The organism is Enterovibrio qingdaonensis, from assembly GCF_028683135.1.
GTDB lineage: Bacteria > Pseudomonadota > Gammaproteobacteria > Enterobacterales > Vibrionaceae > Enterovibrio > Enterovibrio qingdaonensis.
Genome location: NZ_JAJUBB010000003.1, coordinates 70,994 through 96,028, shown reverse-complemented (window position 1 = coordinate 96,028; position 25,035 = coordinate 70,994). Strand labels below are relative to the sequence as shown.

The window sequence follows — 25,035 nt, the reverse complement described above, 5'->3', positions numbered from 1 at the left end:
GAGTATTTATTATGAAATTCGAAGCAGTAGTACGTACTGAGCAGGGTAAAGGTGCGAGCCGCCGCCTGCGTCACGCTGAGCAATTCCCAGCAGTTGTTTACGGTGGTGAAGCAGCTCCAGTTGCAATCGCTCTGGATCAGAAAGCAGTAATCAACCAAATGGACAAGCCAGAATTCTACGAAGCGATTACTCTAGTAATCGACGGCGCGGAAGTTAAGGTTAAGCCTCAAGACATCCAACGTCACCCATTCAAGCCAAAAGTTCAACACATGGACTTCATCCGCATCTAATTGCGTTTGAGCTTGAAATAAAAAGCACCCTCTGGGTGCTTTTTTTGTATCTGCAATTCGTGGTGTGCTTGAGCCCTCTCTTCTAGCTTCAGCACTTTACGGCTATGACTCGGGGTCATCGTCATCGAAGAGTGATTGTTGTGGGTTAATTTCTTCTTCATTACGCTGCGATGCGTCTTGGGCTAGCTTCGCGCGAAGGATTCTCTGATAACGTTGCTTACACAACCTCACCACATTTCGCCGCTGCTCGCTGGTAAAGTCGTTCCATTGGAATCGCTCTTCCCTGCTTCTGAAACAACCTTTGCAATACCCTTTGTTGTTAGCCTGACAGACCCCGATGCAAGGGCTGGGCACAGTAAAAAAGTCTAATTGTTCCATGCTCTAACCTGTCTGGAGATCGTTACGGTACGTTTCATTCAAGCCATTTTTTCGATGAAATGCAAACTTTGTCTGCCAATGTCTTTAAATAACAATATGTTGAGAAAACCTCAAAACGCCTAGGATTTCCATCTAGTTCGACGAAAATCGCTATTCTTTACTAGGTCATTTCCCCTAGTTAATCAAAATAACATTGCGTTTAGGCGTCTAAGTTTGTTAGGTTAACAAAATAACCTGTTGGTTATACGCCGATTATCAGAATATACACCAAGAGATAGCAGCTCAGATTCCAATGAATAGCTTCAGGTCGTTTGGGTATAGATAATCGGTTTCAGGGAAGAATGTAATTTAGGAGGAATTATGTCATTTTTCGTTCCATCGGCAGAGTCTCAGGATCAAGCAGAATCCATCTATACCGCCATTGCCAAACACGTTGATGCTCCCGTGTCTGACACGCGCATATCTACTCTGCAATGGGAACATGAAGGTATAGAAGTGACGGCTCGCGTCGGTGAAAAGTTGCCATCATGTTTTGGTGTTGAAGATGAAGTCGTTCTCGCCATTTTTGATTGTGGTGACATTTTCAAAGTCTGCACCCCAAATCGCGGCGCAGTGTGTTTCGACCCCGTCGTCGCTTCACGTCCTTTTGTCTCTAGCGTCGACTTTTTCTAACACGCCATTCATACATTGTAAAAGCGCCGACTCTGAGTCGGCGTTTTTGTTGGTCATGGTGGTGCATTTGGCTTGCGCAGTTAAAACAAGCCAAGCTGAGGCATAGAGAGTTCGTCAAAGCGTTTTCCAATAAATGGCAAAATACCGTCAGCAATCGGTTTTAGCTGTTTATCGACGTAGTGCTGATAGTCATAAGGGCTTTCCAATGCCTCCAGTGGCTCGGGTCCGTTAACCGTAATCACGTACTCAATCCAGCCACCGTGCTGATATTGAAGTGAACGCCCTAATTTCTCATTGTAGGCATCCGCTTTACGTGCAGCTTTCACATGAGGAGGGACGTTTTTTTCATAGTCAGACAGCTTACGTCTTAAGCGTTTACGGTAGATAAGCTGATCATTGTTGTTACCCTGTAACGTATTCTCTACTGTATTGCGAACGTACTCATCAATGTCTTCGCCATCAAAAACCCGTTGATACAGGGTTTGTTGGAATACCTGTGCGAGTGGCGTCCAATCGGTACGAACGGTTTCTAACCCTTTGTAGACAATACGGCGATCACCGTCTTTGTCGACTAAACCCGCATAGCGCTTTTTACTGCCCGTATCTTGTCCGCGAATTGTCGGCATCAAAAACTTCTGATAGTGGGTTTCGTATTCAATTTCTAACGCAGAATCAATTTGGTAGTCGTCTGCTAAGTGCTTTGTCCACCATGCATTAATATGAGATACCAAGGCATTACCTATCTCATCCGCATCCTGATTACTGTATTGCTTACCTAAAGAAACAAACGTCGAGTCGGTGTCGCCGTATATCACTTCGTAGCCTTGCGCTTCAATCAGTTCACGCGTCATTTTCATGATTTCATGGCCACGCATGGTGATAGAGGACGCGAGCCGATGATCAAAGAACCGGCAACCCGATGAACCCAATACGCCATAAAACGAGTTCATGATGATTTTGATAGCTTGAGAGAACGCCTTCTCTCCGAGGCGTTTCGCCTCATCCCTCGCCCGCCATAGATTTTCAATCATGGATGGCAGGAAATGCTTTTCGCGATGAAAAACACCGCCACGAAAACCCGGGACTGTTTCAGACTCGTCGGTACTATGAAGCCCTTCAATCAACCCCAGCGGATCAATGAGAAAGGTACGGATAATTGAGGGGTAAAGCGATTTAAAATCCAGTACCAACACGGATTCATAAAGTCCTGGTTTACTGTCCATCACGTAGCCACCAGGGCTCGCTATCCAGTTTTCGCTGGCAAGCGTCGGCGCGACAAAACCGCCACGGTGAAGCCTTGGTAGGTAGAGGTTTGTAAACGCTGCAACCGACCCGCCAATTCGATCCAGTTCAATCCCCGTTAAACGGCTTCTCTGGATTAAGTACTCCATGAGGTGCGTTTCTTTAAATATGCGATTTACCAACACACAGTCTTGAAGGTTGTAGGTCGCGAGCGCGATTTTGTCATCTCGGAACATACGGTTAATCGAATCCATGCGATCGTAGGGATTGTCGATAGCCTTACCTTCACCAAACATGTTCTGAGAAACCGATTCGAGTGACCACGAGCGGAAACTGTACGTCGCCGATTTGAGTCCATCAATACCATCAATGACCACGCGACCAGGAATGGTAATGAACCCTTGGCGACTATTGCTGGAATCACGCCAATGAACTTTTTCGCCACCTCGCCCTAAGCGCAAATCAATGTGATTAAATGCCGCGCGCTTTACGAGTAACCTAAAGTCAAAATCGACAACACTCCAGCCAACTACAACATCAGGGTCAAACTCATCGAACCAACGGTTCAGGCTTTTTAGCAAAGACAACTCATTCGGCACCCACTCAATCCACGGCGTGTCTTTCGCGTTATCTGGTTGTTCACCAATCATAATAACGCGACTGTCCGCGTCACTGTCTAAGCCAATGGAATACAAAACGCCTTTTTCAGAACACTCAATATCCAACGAAACACGTGAGAGCGACGTGGTGTAGTCCGATGCCTTCGTTTTAACGTTTCGGTACTCAACATACCCTTTACGTGCCGTTGCCTCTCCGGCAAACGTTAAGCCGCCACAGATAAAACGCTCCATCAAATAACGATCGCCTAATCGTACATCCGACTCCAACGCATCAATCCCTTCCACCAACAGTTCTCTTGCTGCGCGGTTGGCGGCCTGAATGGTTGCAAAATAAAATGCAGAAACGGGCTGATAAGCGAAGTTTTTTAGCGGGAGCAATTTTTGAGTAAATGGGATGGACGATGAACGGAGCACGCGCTGTGCTTCATCGGCTGAATCCTGTGCAACGAAGAAGACCGGCTTTTCATTATGTACCAGTAGTTTAGCCGGCCCAGATGGTGTATGAACCCAAAAGACAAGTTCAGTGCGATCGCCAATGTCTCGGCTGTGTCGACTGATAAGAAAGCCATCTTGATATTGCAATGTAGCCTCGGCACTGATTATTACCCCAGAAGTATACCCGAAACTGCGTCGCGCTTCTTTCTGCCTCTCGATTTTTATGCTTGTGCCAGCGATATGAACAGAGCTTGCTAAACTCGTTACAAGGTTATTCAGGAGCAGTTATGGACAATCACGTCTCACATATTGTGGTAGTGGACGACGAAAAGGACATCAGAGACGTTCTCGCCGATGCACTTCAACAACAAGGTTACCGCGTCACAAAAGCCGCCAATAGTTCTGAACTTTTCGCCGCTGGCCCATCAGATTTAGCCATTATCGACTTACGCTTAAACAACGAAGACGGTCTGACCCTCGCCAAAGCCTTGCGTGCACAAAGTGCTATTCCCATTATGATGCTGACAGGAAAAGGTGACGAAACGGACATCATCATTGGTTTGGAATTGGCCGCCGATGATTACATGTTGAAGCCATTCAATCTGAGAGAGTTTACAGCGCGCGTTAATGCGCTTTTAAGGCGCAGTAATCGACTCGCCAACAACAGCGAAGCTCTCAGCAACAACGAAACGCTATACCGATTCGATGATTGGACGCTAAACCTGTCTCAACGCACGGTCACGCGATCAAATGGCAATCAGCCCACCTTGACGCATGGCGAGTTTTCATTGCTAGAAGCCCTCGTCATGTCTCCCCAGCGAGTGTTATCCCGTGAACAGTTGATGGAAAAAACACACGGCTATGGCTCTGACTCCCAAGATCGCACCATTGATGTATTGGTTGTTCGCCTTCGCCGAAAAATCGAAGACAACCCACGGGTTCCAAAACTGATCAAAACCGAGCGAGGTATTGGGTATCGATTCAACACCTCGGTGACAAAACACAGCAAGACAGAGAGCTAGCCTGAATGCAAGCGCAGAGTATTCGCCCTCGCCTCATGATGACGTTATCAGCTCTGTTGTTTTTAACGACGCTCATGGCTAGCGTGGCTGTCTATACACTTTGGCAAAACCAACACCTGCTGGACGATGTGACATCCACGACGCTCGTAGATACCCAAACCTCGCTGATATTGTCAGAAAACGTTGCCCAAATTGCCGCCCTTGCACCCTATATCGCGACGTCTGCCCGTCCCTTTCAAGTACAAGAAGAAAAAGCCAAACTGGCGACGAGAATCCAAACGTTATCCGATGTAGCTGGCCGCCTTTCCGATCCTCGTTATGCAGGTGAACTTTCACAGCGCGTTGCAAAAGTCGAAGAGTCGCTTACACGACTAATGAGTAACGTAGAACGCGAGCTTTACATTCGCGAAGATTTACTGGCGCAGCAATTTAACCTCGACCCTCTGCAGAAGTATCGATTCGGTAGAGCGTTTATCGACGCCTACTCTCAAAACCCCACCTACATATCTCAAGGGTGGATTGATAACGTGGTAACGCTGTTTGCCGAGCGTTCTGATACCACGCAGGAGCGGCATACTGTGATGCCCGTATTTGCGGCACTCAGTCGCGGCATTCAACATGTGCAGCAACTTCGCCAAGAAAATGCCTACTTGCTTGCTTCCATTCGCGCACAATCTGATCGCATGGCTGACTATGTACAAACCATTGTCAGTGACCACCAGCAATCTGTTAGTGAACAGCAAAAACACGCAAAACAAGCGATTACTCGCGCTACGCTCGTCATGGGGTTCATTTTGGTCACCCTTAGCTGTGGCGTTTTTTATCTCTTTCGGTTTAACAACAAAATGGCGAAAGACCTCGAACTCGTCACAGAAGAGATGTTAAACCTCGCCAAAGGCGACACAACCATAACCCCCGTTGAACTCGAACGTCACGATGAGATTGGTCAACTCGCGCAGGCGTTTGGAGCGTTCCAACGAAACGCAATCGAGAAAGTACACGCAACTCAAGCCCTACATAGCCAAAAAACCCTTCTCGAAACCTTGTTCAATGAAATGCAGGATGGTTTGAGTGCCTACGACGCACAAGACACCTTACTGGCTTGGAACAGTAGCTATGCCACTTTGTTAGGAATCGAAGAATCCAAACTCTCTGTCGGTATGTCGATTAAAAGCGTGCAATCGTTACTACCTAAAACATTAAGTACAACCGAAGATCCAACCCGCACTCATGAAAGACAACACATCCCTCAGAGTTTCGAAAGGCAATTTGTGGATGGTCGAATCATCGAATATCGCAGCCAACCTATACCTTCCGGCGGTTTTATTACCTTGTATCGCGACTTAACCGAAAAGCGACTACTCGATCAACAGCTTCGTCAGGCACAAAAAATGGAAACCTTGGGCCAACTGACTGGCGGTATCGCGCACGATTTTAACAATTTGCTTTCCGCGTTAAGTGGCAACCTCGAACTCTTGTCTCTATCGGCGCGTATTTCTGAGGAAAGTCGGATTTACCTCAACCGTGCACTCACTGTCACAGAGAAAGGCAGCCACTTAATCGACAGATTGCTCGCATTTAGCCGCAAATCTTCGCTTCACCCTGAAGCCCTTCACTTAGAAGACACCTTGCAGGAGCTTTCTGACTTGTTGGAATACACGTTAGAAGGTAACAGCCAGTTGGTCATGAACCTCGCTGCAGACCCACACACCATATTTGTTGATAAAAACGGCCTTGAAAGCGCACTAATGAATCTTCTCCTCAATGCCAATGCCGCCATGCCCGAAGGCGGACGTGTCACGGTTTCAACGCGCTCATGCAGTTTATCAGCCGACGAACCAAGTGCAGTCTCCATTGAAATCCTTGATGAGGGGCAAGGTATTCCGCCTCACCTTCTTAACAAAGTGATGGAGCCTTTCTTCACCACGAAGGATAAAGGCCAAGGCAGCGGATTAGGGTTAAGTATGGTGTATGGCTTTGTTGAGCAATCTAACGGATACGTTACCGTCGAATCTACGATTAACCACGGGACAACGTTCACCCTTGTTTTCCCCAGCACTGTAACAGAAAAGACATCGTCTCGCGGCTCACCTATCGAAGAAAACAACGTTGTCTTGGCTGGCCTTAACCTTCTCTTGGTCGAAGATGATGAAGACGTTGCGACACCGCTCATTGACGTACTAAAACGACATAATGTCAGAGTCACGTGTGTGCATACATCACGAGATGCACTGCTCTTTTGTGACAGCGTCACACCAGATCTCATTTTAAGTGATATCAATTTGGGAGAAGGCCTCAACGGCACGGCATTTAAGCGTAAGCTGTCAAAAACGCACCCTTCTGTGCCCGTTCTTTTGATGTCAGGTTTGCCAAAATCCGACCTTATCGGACAATTTGATTTCGACCCAGCGTGGTCCTTGATCACAAAACCGATTAATCATCATCAATTGTTTAAATTGCTTTCTTCCTATTACTCAGCGCGTTAAGCGGATTATTTCAATTGTGAACGAAAAAACAGCGCGCTTGAAACCGTCCATTCGCAAAACCCTGCCACGTTGTTTATACCGACACCTCAAGGAGATCTGGTATGAAGAAGATAGTAAAAACATCGCTATTGGCAGCCATGATGGCAAGCCTTCCTTTCACCCAAGCCATGGCAGAAGAAGTCCTGATTGGTTTAATCACAAAAACCAATACCAACCCGTTTTTCGTCAAAATGAAAGAAGGTGCCAAGCAGCAAGCAGATGCCATGGGGGCGAAGCTGAGCTCTTTCGCTGGTCGATTTGACGGTGACACCGATTCTCAGGTACAGGCTATTGAAAACCTCGTTGCCGCGGGAGCGAAAGGTATTCTCATCACGCCCAGCGATCCTCACGCTCTCGCGCCTGCCGTGAAACGCGCACGTGACGCGGGTGTACTCGTTATCGCTTTAGACACGCCGTTTTCTCCCGCCAACATCGCTGACGCCACCTTTGCGACGGATAACTTTAAAGCCGGCGAACTGATTGGTGAATGGGCCAAAGCAAAACTGGGGGACGATGCGAAAGACGCAAAAATTGCGCTGCTCGATTTGAGTACTGCCAACATCACCGTTGATGTGGCTCGCGACCAAGGCTTCCTAACCGGTTTTGGTATCGACACCAACAACCCCAATATCAACCGAGATGAAAACGACCCGCGCATCGTAGGGAATGATGTCACTCAAGGGTCTGAAGAAGGTGGCCGCCGTGCCATGGAAAACCTGCTTCAGAAAGATCCCGGCATCAACCTTGTTTACACCATCAATGAACCGGCAGCAGCCGGAGCTTATGAAGCGCTCAAAGCCGTTGGACGTGAAGATGACGTTATTGTCGTTTCCGTTGATGGTGGCTGCCCAGGCGTCGACAATGTGGAGGCAGGAGTCATTGGCGCAACCTCCATGCAATTCCCACTGCGCATGGCCTCACTTGGCGTTGCTGCGGTCGTTGAATACGCGAAATCAGGCGTAAAACCGGGCGCAACACCGGGCAAAGCGTTTTATGACACTGGCGTTGAGCTTATCACCGACGAACCTGTATCTGGCGTTAACTCCACAGACTCCAAAACCGCCAAGTCCAAATGCTGGGGATAAGCACTGAGGACAGACGAAACGAGGAGGGCAACCGCCCTCCTTACTAGAAACATTCTGTGTGGTTTTCGTGTTTGCAGGAGTTCTTCATGTCTTCACCACAAAAGTCGTCGGACTCAGCCCAAACGAGGCTGGCTGGCGATGAACTCAGCGGCTATTCGTTTTCCTTCGGGCAACGTATTCAGCTCTACTTACACAATCACCCAACAGCGGCCCCCTTTCTGGTGCTGGTGATGGCAGTGGTCGTGTTTTCAACCTTGGTGGGAGATCGCTTCTTTCACCCCTTCAATCTTTCGCTGGTATTGCAACAGGTCACCATTATTGGCGTTATTGGCATCGCGCAAACACTGATCATCCTGACTGCTGGAATTGATTTATCTGTGGGCGCAGTCATGGTGCTGACGTCCGTTGTTATGGGCCGTCTGGCGATAGACTATGGTCTCCCACCCTCAATCGCATTTCTTGGAGGAATAGCGGTAGGTGCTATCGCAGGCATGATCAACGGCTTATTGGTGTCACGGGTAAAGCTACCTCCCTTTATTGCGACGCTTGGAACATGGAACATTTTCTTTGCGTTGAATCTTTGGTATTCAAACAGCCAAACCATTCGCTCTCAAGTCATCGACCAACAAGCGCCTTTACTTCAGTGGTTAGGTAATACGATTGAAGTCTTTGGTGGGCGTATCGCGTACAGCTCTATCTTTATGCTGCTACTGTTTATTATCGTCTGGTACGCACTGAATTGGACGCCTTGGGGGCGCCACGTCTATGCGACAGGCGACGATCCCGATGCTGCGCGCCTTGCAGGGATAAGAACCAAACGCGTTCTGCTGTCTATCTATATCATCGCTGGCGTCATTTGCGCCCTCGCCGCTTGGGTGCTCATTGGCCGTATTGGCTCTGTTAGCCCGCAGGCTGGTTATACCGCAAACCTCGATTCCATTACCGCCGTGGTAATTGGCGGCACCAGTCTTTTCGGTGGCAGAGGCTCCATCTTTGGTACTTTGATCGGCGCATTAATCGTCGGTGTGTTTAGAAACGGACTCGCACTGCTCAGCGTGGATGTGCTTTGGCAGGAATTTACGGTGGGCGTGCTGATCATCGTCGCGGTCAGTATTGACCAATGGATTCGGAGAGTCGCGTCATGACAGAACAAACACCTGTACTGCAAGCGCGTGGACTCGTAAAACGCTATGGTCGAGTGACCGCATTAGATGGCGCAGACTTTGATTTGATGCCTGGTGAAGTCTTAGCGGTCATTGGCGACAATGGTGCAGGCAAATCCAGCCTGATCAAAGCCCTCTCTGGAGCGTTGGTCCCTGACGCCGGTGAAATCACGCTCGAAGGGGAGCGCGTTAAGTTTTCCAACCCCATGCAGGCACGCGAAGCAGGCATTGAAACGGTTTACCAAAACCTTGCCGTTGCACCTGCACTCAACATTGCCGATAACCTCTTTCTTGGTAGAGAAATCCGTTGTAACGATTGGCGAGGAAAATGGCTTCGGATGTTGGATAAAAAAGCCATGCGTGAAAAGGCGAAAGAAAAACTGACCGAACTTGGACTCATGACCATTCAGGATATCACCCAAGCGGTTGAAACCCTGTCAGGAGGTCAACGGCAAGGCGTTGCTGTCGCGCGTTCCGCCCTTTTTGGGACACAAGTCGTCATCATGGATGAACCGACGGCCGCACTGGGTGTTAAGGAATCTCGACGCGTTCTGGACCTCATTGTTGAAGTGAAAAATAAAGGGCTTCCTGTTGTGCTTATCAGTCACAATATGCCGCATGTGTTTGAAGTTGCCGATCGTGTTCATATTCATCGATTGGGTAAGCGAGTAGACATCATTTCACCCAAGACCCACACTATGTCTGATGCCGTTGCCATTATGACAGGTGCCATGGAACCCGGCACAGGAGGCAGCGCAGAAATCAGTTAGGTTGGCTTATTACGCACGCACATTAAAACTCAACACTGTCACTCAGAGCAGGAATCAAATGCCCTGAGTGACGAAAGATTCAGCGTGCGATTAGCTATAGAAAGTGCGCTCAAGAGCCAATTCTAAACCACGCAGCTCTGCTAATCCCTTCAAGCGACCGATACACGAGTAACCAGGGTTTGTTTGCTTTCGTAGGTCATCAATGATTTGGTGACCATGATCTGGGCGCATTGGGATTAGCCGCGTTTCTCCAGCTTGCTTACGGCGATGCTCTTCCTTCAATAACGCATTGACCACATTGTACATGTCCACGTCCCCTTCCAAGTGCGCCGACTCATGGAACGTCTTGGGGTTATTTTCGCGCTGTGTAGAGCGTAAGTGCGTGAAGTAGATACGCTCGCCATAGCGTTCGATCATTTTCACCAAATCATTGTCACCTCGCACTCCGTAAGAACCCGTGCACATGGTGATCCCATTCATTTTGCTAGGTACTTGAGTCGTTAGCCACTCAATGTCTTCTATTGTCGATACTATCCGTGGAAGACCAAGTATGGGCCGTGGTGGATCATCTGGATGCACTGCAAGTTTCAAACCGTATTGCTCACACACAGGCACCAGTTCTTTCAAAAAGGCCGCGAGATGCTCCCTAAGCTTGTCCTTACTTATATGCTTGTAGCTATCCAAACGAGCTTGAAATTCTTCTAATGTGTAACCTTCTTCAGCACCGGGTAAACCCGCGATAATATTGCTAGTGAGTTTAGTAACATCAGCCTGCGTCATCGTATCGAAATGTCTGGCCGCTTCCTGCTGTTCTTCAAGGGTATACTCTAATTCCGCTCCCGGGCGTTTTAGGATAAATAGCTCAAAGGCCGCAAAGGCCGTATGATCAAACCTCAATGCTCTTGAGCCATCCGGCAACTCGAACTCAAGGTCTGTGCGCGTCCAGTCCAGCACAGGCATGAAGTTATAACAAACCGTATCTAGGCCACACTTTGCTAGGTTTTCGAGGGTTTGTTTGTAATTAGCAATCCATTTTTTATAGTTTCCAGAGCGCGTTTTAATCTCTTCATGTACGGGAACACTCTCAACAACAGACCAAACCATTTCACATTCAGATATGATCGCCTTACGTTGCTCTATCTCCTCAGTACTCCAAATTTCTCCGTTTGGTATATGGTGAAGCGCTGTGACAATCCCTGTTGCACCTGCCTGTCGAATATCTTGCAGTGAAACGGGATCGTGTGGGCCATACCAACGCCATGTCTGTTCCATATCGTTATCCTGTCGATACACTTCTCTAGCGTAAAGAATGCTATTGAATTAAGTAGTTACTCTGATTGTGACAACGTAACTGGGTAGGAACTGAACAGGTATCCATCAAAACTCGGATCATCCACATCTGACAGTTCAAACAAAGTTTGCTTAACATTTTCTAAGTGCTGCCACATGGCTTCTCTAGCCGCCACAGGGTCCTTTCGGACCAATGCCTTGAAGATACGCTCGTGATCGGCAAGCCAGCGTTTCCGGTAATCCTGATCAGAAATTCGCTCATGAAGTTGTTGCCACATTAAGCTGCGATTTCGTCTTTCCCACATGTCTTTGACCATATCGCTGAGCACACTGTTTTGCGTCGCTTCAGCGATGACTATGTGAAACATTTGGTCACCATCGTAGTCGTTGCTTCCAGCCTCTAAGTCTTTACGCTCGAGTTCGAGTGCTTCACGGAGACGGAAAATTTCATGCTTCGTCACCTGTGTCGCCGCAAATTCAGCGATATGACTTTCCAATAGCTGTCTGGCCTGCAACATTTCAAACGGTCCGGCGTCATCTTCATCAGATTCCGATTGCCCAGTTACCTTTTCAGTAGGCTGTAACGAGGCTTGGTTTAAAAAGGTCGAAGGCGTATTAATCACATACACGCCTGAGCCTTTCTTCACTTCAACCAGTTCCTTTATCTCTAACATAATCAGCGCTTCACGGATAACTGAGCGACTCACTTGCAATTGTTCAGCGATGTCGCGTTCCGGGGGCAATTTATCACCCACCTTGTATTCACCGGCCGCAATTTGTTCCATGATTTTTGTACCGATTTTCTGATAAAGACGCGTTACATTGCTCATATTCACTAGCCTACTGGTTGTATCTACTCACCTATTTGGTCTGGCATCATAGCATTGCTGCAAGGTTAACCAAATATTGGTTAACCAATATCTGTGATGTAAGGCTTGATTTATACTTTTTGGTCAAAAGGGCTCACTACGGAGCAAGCCCTGACTGGGTTTATTCCGCGAGCTCGCCAATGGCACGTACATAACTCGCGATAGCTGGATTTTGTAACGCTGCATCGTGCATGGGTTTAACCGCGTCAACAAAAGGCTGCTTTTCTACCGAGACAAACTTAACACCCAAGTTGTTCTTAGCCTTATCGATGGCTTCATTCGTCATCTCTTCCCACAGGGTTTTGTGGTACATCATTGAATTTTTCGCAGCTTGTCGAAGTGCACCTTGGTGGCTGTCACTTAGCTCATCCCAAGCCTTAGAACTGATAAGAAGTACATCTGGGATCATTGTGTGTTCATCCTGACTATATACTTTGGCAACTTCACCATGACGAGATAACGTCAACGCAGCGGGATTGTTCTCTGCGCCATCCACAACGCCTTGCTGAAGGGCTGTATACAGCTCACCGTAAGCCAAAGGTGTTGGAGAGCCTCCCATTAATTCAATCATTTGAACAGCTGTTGGGCTAGGCTGTACCCGTATTTTCATGCCTGCCAAGTCAGCTGGACTATTGATAGCTTTATTCGCATAGAAGTTACGAGATCCCCCATCGTAATAGGTCAGTCCAATAAAGCCTTTGTCATAAGATGTTGCCAATATCTGCTCGCCGACGTCTCCCTGCATTACACGGTAGTAATGATCTCTATTGCGGAAGATATAAGGAAGATTAAAGGTACCGTAAGCTGGCTCAAACGTTTCTAGCTCACTGGCATTGGATTTCACCATATGCAGAGCGCCGTTCTGCATCAACTCCATTGACTCGCGTTGTGTGCCCAACTGAGCATTTGGATAAATACGGATCTTCACTTCTCCACCGGTCAATTCTTTGACTTCATCCGCCATAAATTTCATTGATTTATGTACTGGATGGTTTCTGTCTTGATTGTGACTAAGCTTGAGTACAGTGGCAGCGCTTGTTGGTAAAGCCGTAATGACAGCGACAATGCAAGCGACAAGACTTACAACTGCTGATTTGTTCCTGAACATAATAATTCTCCGTTGCTCATCATTGCTGATGGAAATGGTATGGTTCAGCAAAGTTAATGGTTAACCAAAAGGGTCAATACTTATCATTGCACTCCTAAATTGGCCTAACCAAAATCCATTTTCAAATTATAAACGCTCATTATTTGATCAAATGCACAGTTATGACCCATAATTGGACTGACCAATATTAGTGTGATCTAGACCGCTATGCATAATTATAACTCTATTTATACTTTCACGACCTTTAGGTTTACCAATTTTTCGATTTGGTGAGACCAATTCACATCTATAGCCTAAAAGGAAAGGATGATGAAAAAACTGATTAGCATTATGGATAAAGCACTATCACTGTTTTGCATATCACTGAGCGGCTTTCTCGTGGTGTGTGTGGTATGGCAAGTATTTTCTCGCTATGTACTCAATTCACCGAGCACATCAACAGACGAAATAGCTCGCTTCTTATTTATCTGGGTTGGTCTGATGGGGGCGGCTTATACCCTTGGAAAAAAGCGCCATCTCTCCATCGATCTGCTTTCGATGAAACTTGAACAGAACCCTCGTAAACAAGCCGTATTGAAAGTGGTGATTGACCTTGTATGTCTGTTCTTTGCGCTTGTCATTCTTATCTATGGCGGCGGGACACTCATGATGAAAACACTTGCAACCGGACAAGTTTCACCTGCACTGGGCTTGGAGATGGGATCGGTTTACGCCGCGATTCCGCTCAGTGGTTTTTTTATGTTTATTTATCTTATTCAAGATATTACCGCAAATCTCGCAGTCATTAGTCAGCCTAGCAAAGTATTCCCTACCTCAAAAGGAGACAGCTAATGGAGTGGCAAGTCATTATCGTATTATTTGGTAGTTTTTTCTTTTTCCTCGCGTTGGGCGTGCCCATCTCGTTTGCAATCAGCGTCGCATCGCTACTTACGGTCATGCTTCAATTGCCGTTTGATGCTGCTATCGCTGTAATTTCACAAAAAATGGCTTCGGGGCTAGACAGTTTTGCACTTCTCGCCATCCCTTTCTTTATTTTGGCTGGCAATATCATGAACCAAGGCGGCATTGCTATACGCCTCATTGAGTTCGCAAAGGTCATGGGTGGGCAACTACCGGGGTCTCTCGCTCACGTGAATGTGCTCGCCAATATGATGTTTGGGTCTATTTCCGGCTCTGCCGTTGCCTCTGCGGCCGCGGTGGGCGGCACAATGTCTCCTCTTCAAAAGAAAGAAGGCTACGACCCCGCGTATTCAGCAGCTGTCAATATCACTTCGTGCCCTACCGGACTACTTATTCCGCCGAGTAATACCTTCATTGTTTACTCTCTAATCTCTGGCGGCACTTCCATCGGAGCACTATTCCTAGCAGGTTACATACCCGGCATGCTGATGGGTTTCGGCCTGATGTTGGTCGCTGGCATTATTGCAAAAAGACGTGGCTACCCTATCTCACCAAAGCCAACGCGTGCTGAAGTAATCCGCAAAACTCTCGACGCACTTCCTAGCTTGGGCCTTATCGTCCTAGTCATGGGCGGTATAATCGGGGGAGTATTCACAGCCACTGAGGCCTCAGCTATTGCGGTTGTCTATACGCTTTTGCTAGCTGTTGTATTTTACCGAGAAGTGTCGTTTCGACAGTTACCAAGCATTGTACTTGAGTCTGTCGTCACCACATCAATCGTGCTGTTACTCATTGGCGCATCAATGGGCATGTCTTGGGCCATGGCAAATGCGGATATCCCTTACATGATCAGTGACGCCCTGATGACAGTCTCAGAAAACCCAATCGTGGTATTGCTGATCATCAATCTCATCTTGCTGGTTGTTGGCGTGTTTATGGATATGACGCCCGCCCTTCTGATTTTCACGCCAATCTTTCTGCCAATCGCGATGGAACTGGGTATGGACCCCGTTCATTTCGGCATCATGATGACCTTTAATCTCTGTATTGGCATCTGTACGCCTCCTGTTGGCAGCGCTTTGTTCATAGGGTGTTCTGTAAGCAAAGTGAAAATCGACAAAGTCATCAAACCCCTATTGCCATTCTACGCCGTGCTCGTGCTGACACTTGGCCTTGTCACTTATATACCTCAGTTGAGTCTCACGCTTCCTAAGGTGTTTCTAGGCTACTGATTAATTTGAAAACTTAGATGTAGGGACAGCGAGATTGCATGTAATGCCAATCTCGCTAAAACAGAAAGCGAATCATATGGATATAAACATTTCAAATAGCGCGTTATCTGACAGAGTATTGTTGCCAACATATAACCGTAAGAAGCTAAAAAGTCGGATCGTGCATCTGGGTTTTGGTGCTTTCCACCGAGCGCATCAAGCTTTATATACCAACGAATTGTTGCACAGAACGAACAGCGATTGGGGTATATGCGAAATCAGTCTTCTGAGTAATGCTCCTCTTTTTGAACATTTACGCGCCCAAGATCACCTCTATACCATCGCTGAAAAAGGGGCTGATACAACAGCATTACAAGTGATTGGTGCTGTGTGCGAATCTCGACATCCCGCTTTAGATGGTGTTGAGGCTATCTTGGAAAAAATGGCAGAGTCTCAGGTCGCAATTGTCTCAATGACTATCACGGAAAAGGGATACTGTATTGACCCTTTATCAGGCACCCTAGATAGGAACGCCCCCAATATCCGTCATGATATTGATAACCCAACCAAGCCAAAGTCGGCACTTGGATACATCGTTCAAGCTCTGAGGCTTCGTATGGTTCGGAAACTTCCCGCATTTACCGTACTTTCCTGCGATAACCTGCGAGAGAACGGCCGAGTCGCCAGCGCAGCCATACTCGAGTATGCCAACTTGGTCGACCCTGAACTTGGCTCTTGGATTGCTGAAAACGTCTCTTTTCCCTGTACTATGGTTGATAGAATTGTGCCTGCCGCGTCTGAGGAGACCTTGGTAGAAATCGCTGACCTGCTAGGCGTTTTCGACCCTTGCGCAATAGCGACCGAGCCATTTCGTCAATGGGTGATTGAAGATAATTTCGTAGCGGGACGCCCGGATTGGAACCTTGCGGGTGCTGAGTTTGTCGCTGATGTGATTCCTTACGAAGAGATGAAACTACGCATGCTGAATGGCACTCATTCATTCCTAGCCTATCTTGGCTATTTGGGTGGCTATGAGTACATATCAGACACCATGAGGGATCCGAATTATCGAAAAGCCGCTTTTGACATGATGATGAAAGCACAAGCCCCTTCTCTATCAGTACCTGTGGGCACGAATCTCGAACGCTACGCAAACATGCTCATCGAGCGCTTTAGTAACCCTAGCTTGAAGCACCGGACGTGGCAGATTGCCATGGATGGAAGCCAAAAAATTCCGCAACGCATGAGTAATAGCTTGATGTTCCACCTCGCAAATAGAAGCGATTTTTCATGGATTGCCACGGGTATAGCTGGTTGGATGCGCTACGTTTCTGGCGTTGATGAAAAAGGCAATGCAATTGATGTGCGTGACCCGATGGCGCAATTACTCTGCTCTATATCCGCAAAGCATGGGCAACGTACTTCCGTGGTTCCTGAACTTTTGGCAATCGAGACAATCTTCCCATCGGAAATAGGCAAAAGCCCCAAAGTGATAGAAGCCGTATCAAAAGCCTATCAGTCATTAATCGATAACGGGGCTCAAACCACTGTCGCGTCGCTATAGGATGTAACCTGATGAATCATTTTATGAGTGAGGATTTCTTGCTGCTGAACGAAACAGCTCGCTTCCTCTACCACGAGCATGCAGCCAAACAGCCAATCTACGATTTCCACTGTCACCTCAATCCGGCTGAAATCGCCAATAACCGACAGTTTGACAATATCACGCAACTTTGGTTAGAACGCGATCATTACAAATGGCGTGGTATGCGCGCAGCAGGGATAGAAGAACGCCTTATCACCGGCGATGCCGATGATTATGAGAAATTTCAAGCGTGGGCAAAAACAGTACCAATGACAATGGGTAACCCACTCTATCATTGGACTCACCTCGAACTTCGACGCCCTTTTGGAATTACAGGCAAACTATTAAGTCCTAAAACTGCCGAAGTTATCTGGAGTGAATGTAACGAGAAGCTTGCCTCTTCCGGGTTTTCTGCTCGTGGCATCATGCAACAAATGAATGTCAAATTCGTCGGTACTACTGATGATCCCATTGATTCATTGGAACATCATGCCGCCATAAATGCAGATAGCGAATTCGATATTGATGTCAGACCGAGTTGGCGACCCGACAACGTGATTCACATCGAGCGTGATAACTTTGCCGATTACTTGCAAGCTCTTGAACAAGCCTCTGATGTCGCTATCTGCACTTTTAGTGATCTTGTCATCGCATTAAGTTCACGTTTAACTCATTTTGACCGACTTGGCTGTCGAGCTGCTGATCATGGCTTAGATACAATACGTTATGCCGAGATTCCTTCCGTGCAGACACTCGACAAAATTCTCTCTGACCGACTTAACGGTCTTATTCTTGACGACATTCAGGTGGCTCAGTTCAGCACTGCCATTCAGGTTTGGCTTGGCGAACAATATCATCGATTAGGCTGGGTTATGCAGCTTCATATCGGCGCACAGCGCAACAACTCGACCCGCATGTTCCGCTTACTGGGGCCAGATACAGGTTTCGACTCTATTGGTGATCGTAATATTGGGTGGCCGCTCGCTCGACTACTCGATGAAATGGATAAAAGCGACAAGCTGCCTAAAACAGTTCTTTACTGTCTAAACCCCGCCGACAACGAAGTGTTGGCTACGATGATGGGCAACTTTCAATCTGGCGGTATTCAAGGCAAGGTGCAATTTGGGTCTGCTTGGTGGTTTAACGACCAAAAAGACGGCATGACGCGCCAACTCACCCAATTGGCCCAGCTCGGCTTGCTCAGTCAATTCATTGGCATGCTCACTGATTCTCGCTGCTTTCTTTCTTATACACGCCACGAGTACTTCAGAAGGATCCTATGCCAAATGATCGGGCGTTGGGTTGAAGAAGGGGAAATCCCCAATGATATGTCGATGCTCGCGCCTATGATCGAAGACATCTGTTTCGGGAACGCCAAGCGTTATTTTGATGCAACGGAGTCTTAAAATGCCACAGATAAAGAAAACCAAGAAAATTGCCATCATCGGCGAATGCATGATCGAACTTAGCGGAATGCCATTTAGCACAATGCAGCAAACGTTTGGCGGCGATACTCTGAATACCGCAGTCTATCTCTCCCGCGTTTCGGCTGCACGCTATCAAGAGCAGTCCATCGACGTATCCTATGTCACTGCGCTTGGTGAAGATGTACTCAGTGATGAGATGCTAAATCGTTGGCAAGGAGAAGGAATCAACACTCGCCTTGTGCTTCGAGACAGTAAACGCAACCCAGGTCTTTACATGATTCAACTGGATGAGTCTGGCGAGCGTAACTTTCTGTATTGGAGAAACCAATCTGCTGCGAGGTACTTGTTCCAACACCCAGAATTTCAGCGGCTCGCTCAAGCATTGAGACAAGTAGATGTCGTAATGATAAGTGGAATAAGCCTCGCGATACTTCCAGCAAAAGATAGAAAATCCATGTTAGCCCTGATAGCAAGCTTAAATCAGGCTGGCGTTGAAATTGTATTTGATAGCAATTACCGCCCGACTCTGTGGCCTTCTGACGATCATGGGCTGACCGCAAAGCAGGCCTATCGGTCCATGTACGAGTTCACAGACCTCGCGCTTGTCACCTTTAAAGATGAGCAGACGTTATGGGGAGACGCTTCCCCGCTAGCAACCATTGCCCGTTTAAGCACGTTTGGCATCCAAAAAATTGTCGTCAAACATGGTGCTCATGGATGCCTATTCCAAGATTGGGCAAGTGATGTCCCCCAATATATCGCAACCAAACCGGTTAAATCCGTCGTCGATACCACCTCAGCGGGTGACTCTTTTAACGGAGGGTTTCTTGCCGCTTACCTTGCAGGCAGAACAATTATTGAAGCGTGTCATCAAGGCAATGCGCTTGCGGGAACTGTCATCCAGCATCGTGGTGCCATCATCTCCAGAGACCTTACCTTCTCAGCAGCAATCTAAGGAATAACAATGCCAAATATTAGCGAACAATTAGGACAGTTAAAAATCATCCCTGTCATTGCTCTTGATAATGCTGAAGACATCATTCCTTTGGGAAAAGTGCTTCATGAGAACGGTTTACCCGTTGCAGAGATCACCTTTCGATCAGATGCTGCAGTAGAAGCTATTCGTTTATTGAGGCAACATCGGCCTGACATGCTCATTGGTGCAGGCACGGTATTGAATCGCGAGCAAGTCATTGCTGCGAAAGATGCAGGAGCACAATTTATCGTCTCTCCAGGCTTTAATCCCAATACTGTTCGAGCATGCCAAGAACTGAACATAGAGATAGTGCCGGGCGTGAATAACCCGAGCACGATTGAAGCCGCCATTGAAATGGGCGTCAACACCCTAAAATTTTTCCCCGCTGAAGCCTCTGGCGGCATTAACATGGCCAAATCATTACTCGCGCCCTACAGCAATATTCAACTGATGCCAACCGGTGGTATAACGCAAAACAACATTCAAGATTACTTAGACCTGCCAAGAGTGATCGCTTGTGGTGGCACTTGGATGGTAGACAAAACGCTGATTGCTAATAAAGACTGGGATGAAATTGCAAGACTTACATCTGACGTTGTAAAGTTACTAAGATAGGTGCTCAGTATTGTTTCGAACAAATTGGATTCAGCCTTACCCGTGTCGATATCCCCAAATGAAAGCTAGACAGCGACTAAACTCATCAAACTCAGGTAATGCCATGCCAAAAGGCCTTGTTCTTTTTCTAGCATTGACATTTTTCTCTCACCCTGCGCTCGCAACAATAAAAGCGGGCGTCAGCGTTTCTGACCTGACAAATCCTTATTTCATTTCCATGGTGAGAAGCATTCGGGACGAAATGCATCACGTGTTTGGCTTAGATGCCAAGCTGCTCGTCCGATCCAGTGCCTATGATATTCCCCGTCAAATCAGACAACTTGAAGAGTTTGCCGCAGAGGATGTTGACGTTATTTTCCTCGTGGCATCAGACGAACACAAAATTGGCCCAGCCGTTAAATCAATAACCAGAAACGGGACTCCTATAGTTGCCATTGATGTAAGAGCCAGACATGCTTCTGCCACGGTGACGACAGATAATTATCAGGCAGGATCGATCGCCTGCCTTGGATTGGCGGACGCACTTGGAGGGACAGGCAACGCACTCATTATTAACGGGCCGCAAGTTTCTTCTGTCATCGAACGTGTTGAAGGATGCATTGATGTCCTCTCAGCCTATCCGAACATATCGCTTATCGATAAAAGTCTGAATGGAACAGCCAGCTTTGAAGGTGGGTTAGAAAGCATGGCTTACGCACTGCAAGCTTTCGATGACATAGATGGTATATTTGCGATTAACGATCGAACCGCATTAGGCGCGGAACAGGCCATATCACAGGCAGGATCCAGTGCATTGATCATGTCAGTAGACGGCAGCCCTGCTGCTCGTGACGCGTTGCTTGAGAAAAGAAGCGCATGGCTAGGTACTGCCACACAGTTTCCCGATACAATGAGTCGAGAAGCCGTCGGTCTAGCGAAACAGTTACTTAACGGACACACACCCGAAAACCTAAATATTCTGATCCCAACCAAGTTGATGACCACTGAAAATGCCGCGTCGTTTACCCAGTGGTAACCTCTGTGGCATGAACTGAAGCTTGCCGGAGGTGATAGATTGACTCTCTATCGGTTCGTCGCGGCAGGCTGCTTACGCTCTTTCGCCACAAACGTAACCGCAATACCGAGCAATATTACCGTTGCGGCAATCGCCATTCGCATCGTTAACGCTTCATCAAGAAACAAGAACCCCGCGTACGCTGCAATCAGGGGAACCGTCAACTGCATCACGCCGGCTTGGGTTGCTTTAAATTGCTTAACGACCCAATACCAAATCGCATAACCAACTGCAGATGCAATGGCTCCCGATGCAATGGCAAGCCAAACACCATCAGCTGAAAGTGCGTTCATCGGTATATTTAGCAAGAAAAAAGGCACGACAAAAAACAGGCTTAAACGAAAGTTGATGCAGTTAGCTTTTAACTGAGGCAGTTTGATTTCTTTACCGAGAACACTATAAGCCCCCCATGCAATGCCAGAAATCGCCATCAGAGCCGCTCCCCACATATCAGGCGCGTGGATACCGGGTGAAACTAAATACCCCAACCCACAAATTGCCGTGAGTGCGCCAATGTACTCCAATCCACTGGCTCCGCCTTCTTTGTAGTGGCTATACGCAAACATGGTCAACTGTACAAATGCGAATAACACTAACGCGCCAACGCCCGTATCAAGGTACATATATGCGAAAGAAAACGCAGCGGCATACAAGAAAAGCATGGCAGCAGCGAGCCAGTGTTCAAGCGGGCGATGGGTGAGCTTGCAACCATCATCGTCATCACCTCGACGCCAGCAATCAATTGAAGACAGCAGAAAAAGCATGATTGCGCCCGACACGAGACGAATGCTAGTAAAAGAAGCAGGATCGATATTGGTTTCCGCCAACGCCATTCGGCATAGCACAGAGTTAGCAGCAAAAAACAACAAGGCCAGCATCGCCATCGTTGTATTTGTTAGTTCTTTTTTTGAGATTACTGCCATGGTTACACTCATCCTTGTTATCGTCGAAAATACAGACCGCAGGATTACCGGTTAACTTTCACCGTGTTACTGAATTCTCAAAAAGTTCACCTGACTTAGCGTCCCTTTTTTGCTACACACCTTAAAAATTCTCATGTCTATTTGGTAAATCGCGCAGTTGAATGTAAAATACTGCTCCCGTTTTTTAGTGGTGAATTGAATGTCTGACGCGAAACGCAAAGCGCTTAAGAAAATTGCTAAATGTCTTGAACTGAGTAACTCTTCGAACATCAATGAAGCTGCTCAAGCCATCAAAATGGCGCAGAGCTTGATGCGAAAATATGGCCTTGATCAAGATGATATCGACTTCATCAGTATGGGGAAAACCACCTCAGAAACCTTGCTGCCAACCTCTATCAGTGATGCAGTACTGAAGATCATCCGCGGTATCAACACGCGTTTTGGTGTTGAGTGCGTATTGACCAACCATAAAGGGTTAAAGAAAGCAGAATTCATTGGTGATGCTGATCGTGCCATTTTTGCCGCATTTGCGTTTGATATTGTTTATCGCGAGATGAACGAACACATTGGTCAATTCCGCAACAGTTTCCAAGGCTCAGGCACATCCCAGATGGAGCTGACACGACGCGTCTCTTCATTCACCATGGGTTGGTTAGAAGGTGCGTTAGCGAAATTACCTAAGATTGCGCCAACCGATGATTCAGATGACAAAATCAAAGACTACATTGACAGCCAATTCAAAAACATCGATCGTGAAACCTTCAAACAACAACTAAAAGAAGCGATGAAGGCCATCACCGACGATTATGAAAAAGGCATGAAAAAAGGAAAACAAATTTCTGTCAGTCGTCCCGTCGGTGGAGCAAGAGCAGTAAAGCGCCTCGCATAGGCGCTTTTTTATTTCCCCACATTCTTACTCTTTCAGCCCGCACTTACTGCCACAAATTTTCACATTAGCTCTTCTTGAATCTCTCGCTTTTTCGAACAGTGTTGCATTAAAAAAGCCTGATTTTCCGTGCTTGCACTTGTATTGCAAGCTAGCCACACCTAGCCTAGCTTATTAAATCACCAGTCCGTTGGTGATTGAGAAGATTTGCGTTTAGCAAACTTTTGAACCGTGACTTGCGGCCAAGCAATTGAGTCATTAGTTCAAAACCCTCTCTAGAAGGAATGGAGAAAAGTAAAATGAAAAAAGCAGTGACTAGCCTAGCAATCATGATGGCACTCTCGCCTTTCGCGTATGCCCAAGATGATTCAAACTTTTATCTTGGTGGGCGTTTCGGCTCATCAACACTAGAAGATGCGTGTCAAGCTGGCAGTTGTGATGACCAAGAAGTGGGTGTAGGCCTGATTGCAGGTTATGACTTTGCCAATGGTTTTTCGATTGAATCAACCTATGACTACCTTGGCAACTTTGAAACCTTTTACAACTCAGTCGGCACGAAGCGTAGTGGTGATCTTACCGCTCTGACTCTGGCACCAAAGCTCAATATCGGCATCACCGACGCTACCGACATCTACGGTAAAATTGGTGTCGCGTGGTGGGATTGGGATAGCAACGCAGGCAGCGAAGATGATCTCTCTTTGCTGACAGCGTTGGGTGTTGACCACCGTGCAAATGACCTTGTAAACGTTCGCTTGGAATACCAATACATTCCGAAAATGGATGAAGGTTACATGGACGCTGACCACCACTTCATTTCAGCGGGTATTACGTTCCACTTCGGTCGTCACTCAGAGCCTGAGTACGTCGTTGTTGAAGAAGTGGTCGTCGTTGAAGAAGTCGTGGAACCAAAACGCTATGTGTTCTCTGAGGCTGATGAAGTGGAACTGTTCGCCTTCGGTAAATCTTCACTGTCTGCGGGTGCCGCAAGCCAGTTAGACCCGATGCTCAAGCGCTTGCAAGACTTCCCACAGTCAACGGCGATTATCATTGGCCACACCGACAGCGTAGGCTCAGAAGCATTTAACCAAACACTGTCTGAGCAGCGTGCACAAACTGTCGCAAACTACTTCACAGACAATGGCGTTAGTGCTGATCGTTTGAGTGTTGTCGGCATGGGTGAAAAAGATCCTGTTGCATCAAATGACACAGAACAAGGTCGCGCGAAAAACCGCCGCGTTGAAATCGATTCACCAGAGTTTGTTTACGAAGAGTAATTCAACTCAAAAGCTAGAAGTGAAAAGCCACGCAATTGCGTGGCTTTTTTAATCGTTCGAAGAACGTAAAATCAAGCTTAATCCATCCATGGTGGCATGCTATTTAACAGCTGATCGATTTGTGCACGATCATTTTCTCTCACACCAGCCACGCGTTGATATACCGGGTTGTCTCTGTCGTTAACCCTTGGGTAATCCCACCCGTACGTCGATTGAATAAAAGACTGAGCAAACTCAGCAGAGTAGCGTAAACATCCCGCTAGCACGGTATCTACATAGCTTTGGGCAATTGGCTGAACGTAGCACGGTGACACGACATCATCCGTCACATAGACAAACACAGGGCCATCAAGCTCAATGGTTTCGTCGAGTGTTTTGACTTTTTCTGCGTCAAGTTCAACACGCTGATAACCCGCTTCACGTATATCAAAGACCTCAAGCAAATCATCATCAACGTGGATCAACACACCGTTACATTGCCCGAGCCCTTCTTTTACGACGAGGTGAGACATCACTGGCGACCCTGTCTTCCCCCAATGTCGCTCTAACCCTGACACCGTGGCGGGTATCGCTTCGCCTGTATCGCCTGTTAATTGACGAGAGTCTTCATTGATCAGACTTCCATAACCGAAAATGTACATACTGCCCTTATACGTTACTTCACTCCTTTAAGAATATTCGTTTTTCACGTGCCAGTGTCAATAGAATCTCTCGG

At 47.2% G+C, this 25,035-nt stretch carries 23 protein-coding genes; 16 read left to right on the top strand and 7 right to left on the bottom strand.

The genetic code is table 11. The features are described from left to right. Positions 1–11 precede the first annotated feature (11 nt). Positions 12–290 (top strand): 50S ribosomal protein L25, encoded by a 279-nt coding sequence (gene rplY / locus LRP49_RS05335; protein ID WP_274140742.1) that lies wholly within the window; start codon positions 12–14, stop codon positions 288–290. Positions 291–392: 102 nt separating this feature from the next. On the opposite strand, the gene LRP49_RS05330 is transcribed toward rplY, so the two are convergent. After that, positions 393–668, bottom strand: coding sequence for a DUF1289 domain-containing protein (locus LRP49_RS05330; RefSeq protein WP_274140740.1), 276 nt, complete (start codon positions 666–668; stop codon positions 393–395). A 360-nt stretch (positions 669–1,028) separates the two neighbouring features. Between LRP49_RS05330 and LRP49_RS05325 the strand changes: the two genes are divergently transcribed. Continuing rightward, positions 1,029–1,340 carry a hypothetical protein gene (locus LRP49_RS05325; protein WP_274140739.1) on the top strand — a complete coding sequence of 104 codons (312 nt, stop codon included), beginning with the start codon at positions 1,029–1,031 and terminating at the stop codon, positions 1,338–1,340. A gap of 80 nt (positions 1,341–1,420) precedes the next feature. Here the strand turns inward: LRP49_RS05325 and LRP49_RS05320 are convergent, their stop codons facing one another. Next, complete coding sequence (locus tag LRP49_RS05320) at positions 1,421–3,784, bottom strand: DNA polymerase II (protein WP_274140738.1); 2,364 nt, start codon at positions 3,782–3,784, stop codon at positions 1,421–1,423. A gap of 140 nt (positions 3,785–3,924) precedes the next feature. On the opposite strand from LRP49_RS05320, the gene LRP49_RS05315 reads away from it, so the two are divergent. The 5 genes from LRP49_RS05315 to LRP49_RS05295 all read left to right on the top strand — a co-directional run bounded on the left by LRP49_RS05315 (position 3,925) and on the right by LRP49_RS05295 (position 10,202). After that, positions 3,925–4,659 (top strand): response regulator transcription factor, encoded by a 735-nt coding sequence (locus tag LRP49_RS05315; RefSeq protein WP_274140737.1) that lies wholly within the window; start codon positions 3,925–3,927, stop codon positions 4,657–4,659. 5 nt (positions 4,660–4,664) lie between these two features. Further along, positions 4,665–7,145, top strand: a complete 2,481-nt coding sequence (locus tag LRP49_RS05310; protein WP_274140736.1) for an ATP-binding protein — start codon at positions 4,665–4,667, stop codon at positions 7,143–7,145. 101 nt (positions 7,146–7,246) lie between these two features. Next, complete coding sequence (locus LRP49_RS05305; protein WP_274140735.1) at positions 7,247–8,269, top strand: sugar ABC transporter substrate-binding protein; 1,023 nt, start codon at positions 7,247–7,249, stop codon at positions 8,267–8,269. An 86-nt stretch (positions 8,270–8,355) separates the two neighbouring features. Next, positions 8,356–9,414, top strand: a complete 1,059-nt coding sequence (locus tag LRP49_RS05300) for an ABC transporter permease (protein ID WP_274140734.1) — start codon at positions 8,356–8,358, stop codon at positions 9,412–9,414. Further along, entirely contained in the window at positions 9,411–10,202 is a 792-nt protein-coding gene (locus LRP49_RS05295; protein WP_274140732.1) for an ATP-binding cassette domain-containing protein, read from the top strand. The genes LRP49_RS05300 and LRP49_RS05295 overlap by 4 nt, the downstream gene beginning before the upstream one ends. A gap of 90 nt (positions 10,203–10,292) precedes the next feature. On the opposite strand, the gene uxuA is transcribed toward LRP49_RS05295, so the two are convergent. From uxuA to LRP49_RS05280, 3 genes are all read right to left on the bottom strand, one after another. Next, complete coding sequence (gene uxuA, locus LRP49_RS05290) at positions 10,293–11,474, bottom strand: mannonate dehydratase (RefSeq protein WP_274140731.1); 1,182 nt, start codon at positions 11,472–11,474, stop codon at positions 10,293–10,295. Positions 11,475–11,530: 56 nt separating this feature from the next. Further along, a complete protein-coding gene (locus LRP49_RS05285; protein WP_274140729.1) occupies positions 11,531–12,322 on the bottom strand; it encodes an FCD domain-containing protein in 792 nt (263 codons plus the stop codon). 160 nt (positions 12,323–12,482) lie between these two features. After that, positions 12,483–13,469 (bottom strand): TRAP transporter substrate-binding protein, encoded by a 987-nt coding sequence (locus tag LRP49_RS05280; RefSeq protein ID WP_274140727.1) that lies wholly within the window; start codon positions 13,467–13,469, stop codon positions 12,483–12,485. 309 nt (positions 13,470–13,778) lie between these two features. Here LRP49_RS05280 and LRP49_RS05275 point away from each other — a divergent pair, with 309 nt between their 5' ends. The 7 genes from LRP49_RS05275 to LRP49_RS05245 all read left to right on the top strand — a co-directional run bounded on the left by LRP49_RS05275 (position 13,779) and on the right by LRP49_RS05245 (position 21,198). Further along, on the top strand, positions 13,779–14,300 hold the full coding sequence (locus LRP49_RS05275; RefSeq protein WP_274140725.1) for a TRAP transporter small permease: 522 nt from the start codon (positions 13,779–13,781) through the stop codon (positions 14,298–14,300). Further along, positions 14,300–15,601 (top strand): TRAP transporter large permease, encoded by a 1,302-nt coding sequence (locus LRP49_RS05270; protein ID WP_274140723.1) that lies wholly within the window; start codon positions 14,300–14,302, stop codon positions 15,599–15,601. Before LRP49_RS05275 ends, LRP49_RS05270 begins: the two co-directional genes overlap by 1 nt. Before the next feature lie 76 nt (positions 15,602–15,677). Further along, positions 15,678–17,144: a fructuronate reductase gene (locus LRP49_RS05265; RefSeq protein ID WP_274140721.1), complete on the top strand. Its 1,467-nt coding sequence runs from the start codon at positions 15,678–15,680 to the stop codon at positions 17,142–17,144. Between the two features lie 11 nt (positions 17,145–17,155). Beyond that, positions 17,156–18,571: a glucuronate isomerase gene (uxaC, locus tag LRP49_RS05260; RefSeq protein ID WP_274140719.1), complete on the top strand. Its 1,416-nt coding sequence runs from the start codon at positions 17,156–17,158 to the stop codon at positions 18,569–18,571. Position 18,572: 1 nt separating this feature from the next. Beyond that, entirely contained in the window at positions 18,573–19,547 is a 975-nt protein-coding gene (locus LRP49_RS05255) for a sugar kinase (protein WP_274140717.1), read from the top strand. 9 nt (positions 19,548–19,556) lie between these two features. Then, on the top strand, positions 19,557–20,183 hold the full coding sequence (locus tag LRP49_RS05250; protein WP_274140715.1) for a bifunctional 4-hydroxy-2-oxoglutarate aldolase/2-dehydro-3-deoxy-phosphogluconate aldolase: 627 nt from the start codon (positions 19,557–19,559) through the stop codon (positions 20,181–20,183). A 58-nt stretch (positions 20,184–20,241) separates the two neighbouring features. Next, positions 20,242–21,198, top strand: coding sequence for a substrate-binding domain-containing protein (locus tag LRP49_RS05245; RefSeq protein ID WP_274140713.1), 957 nt, complete (start codon positions 20,242–20,244; stop codon positions 21,196–21,198). Between the two features lie 47 nt (positions 21,199–21,245). On the opposite strand, the gene LRP49_RS05240 is transcribed toward LRP49_RS05245, so the two are convergent. Continuing rightward, on the bottom strand, positions 21,246–22,160 hold the full coding sequence (locus tag LRP49_RS05240; protein WP_274140712.1) for a DMT family transporter: 915 nt from the start codon (positions 22,158–22,160) through the stop codon (positions 21,246–21,248). A gap of 199 nt (positions 22,161–22,359) precedes the next feature. Here LRP49_RS05240 and LRP49_RS05235 point away from each other — a divergent pair, with 199 nt between their 5' ends. Then, positions 22,360–23,049 carry a DUF2786 domain-containing protein gene (locus LRP49_RS05235; RefSeq protein ID WP_274140711.1) on the top strand — a complete coding sequence of 230 codons (690 nt, stop codon included), beginning with the start codon at positions 22,360–22,362 and terminating at the stop codon, positions 23,047–23,049. Positions 23,050–23,345: 296 nt separating this feature from the next. Further along, positions 23,346–24,320 carry an OmpA family protein gene (locus tag LRP49_RS05230; RefSeq protein WP_274140709.1) on the top strand — a complete coding sequence of 325 codons (975 nt, stop codon included), beginning with the start codon at positions 23,346–23,348 and terminating at the stop codon, positions 24,318–24,320. 77 nt (positions 24,321–24,397) lie between these two features. On the opposite strand, the gene LRP49_RS05225 is transcribed toward LRP49_RS05230, so the two are convergent. Beyond that, positions 24,398–24,961, bottom strand: coding sequence for a gamma-glutamylcyclotransferase family protein (locus tag LRP49_RS05225; RefSeq protein ID WP_274140707.1), 564 nt, complete (start codon positions 24,959–24,961; stop codon positions 24,398–24,400). Between the last annotated feature and the right edge of the window lie 74 nt (positions 24,962–25,035).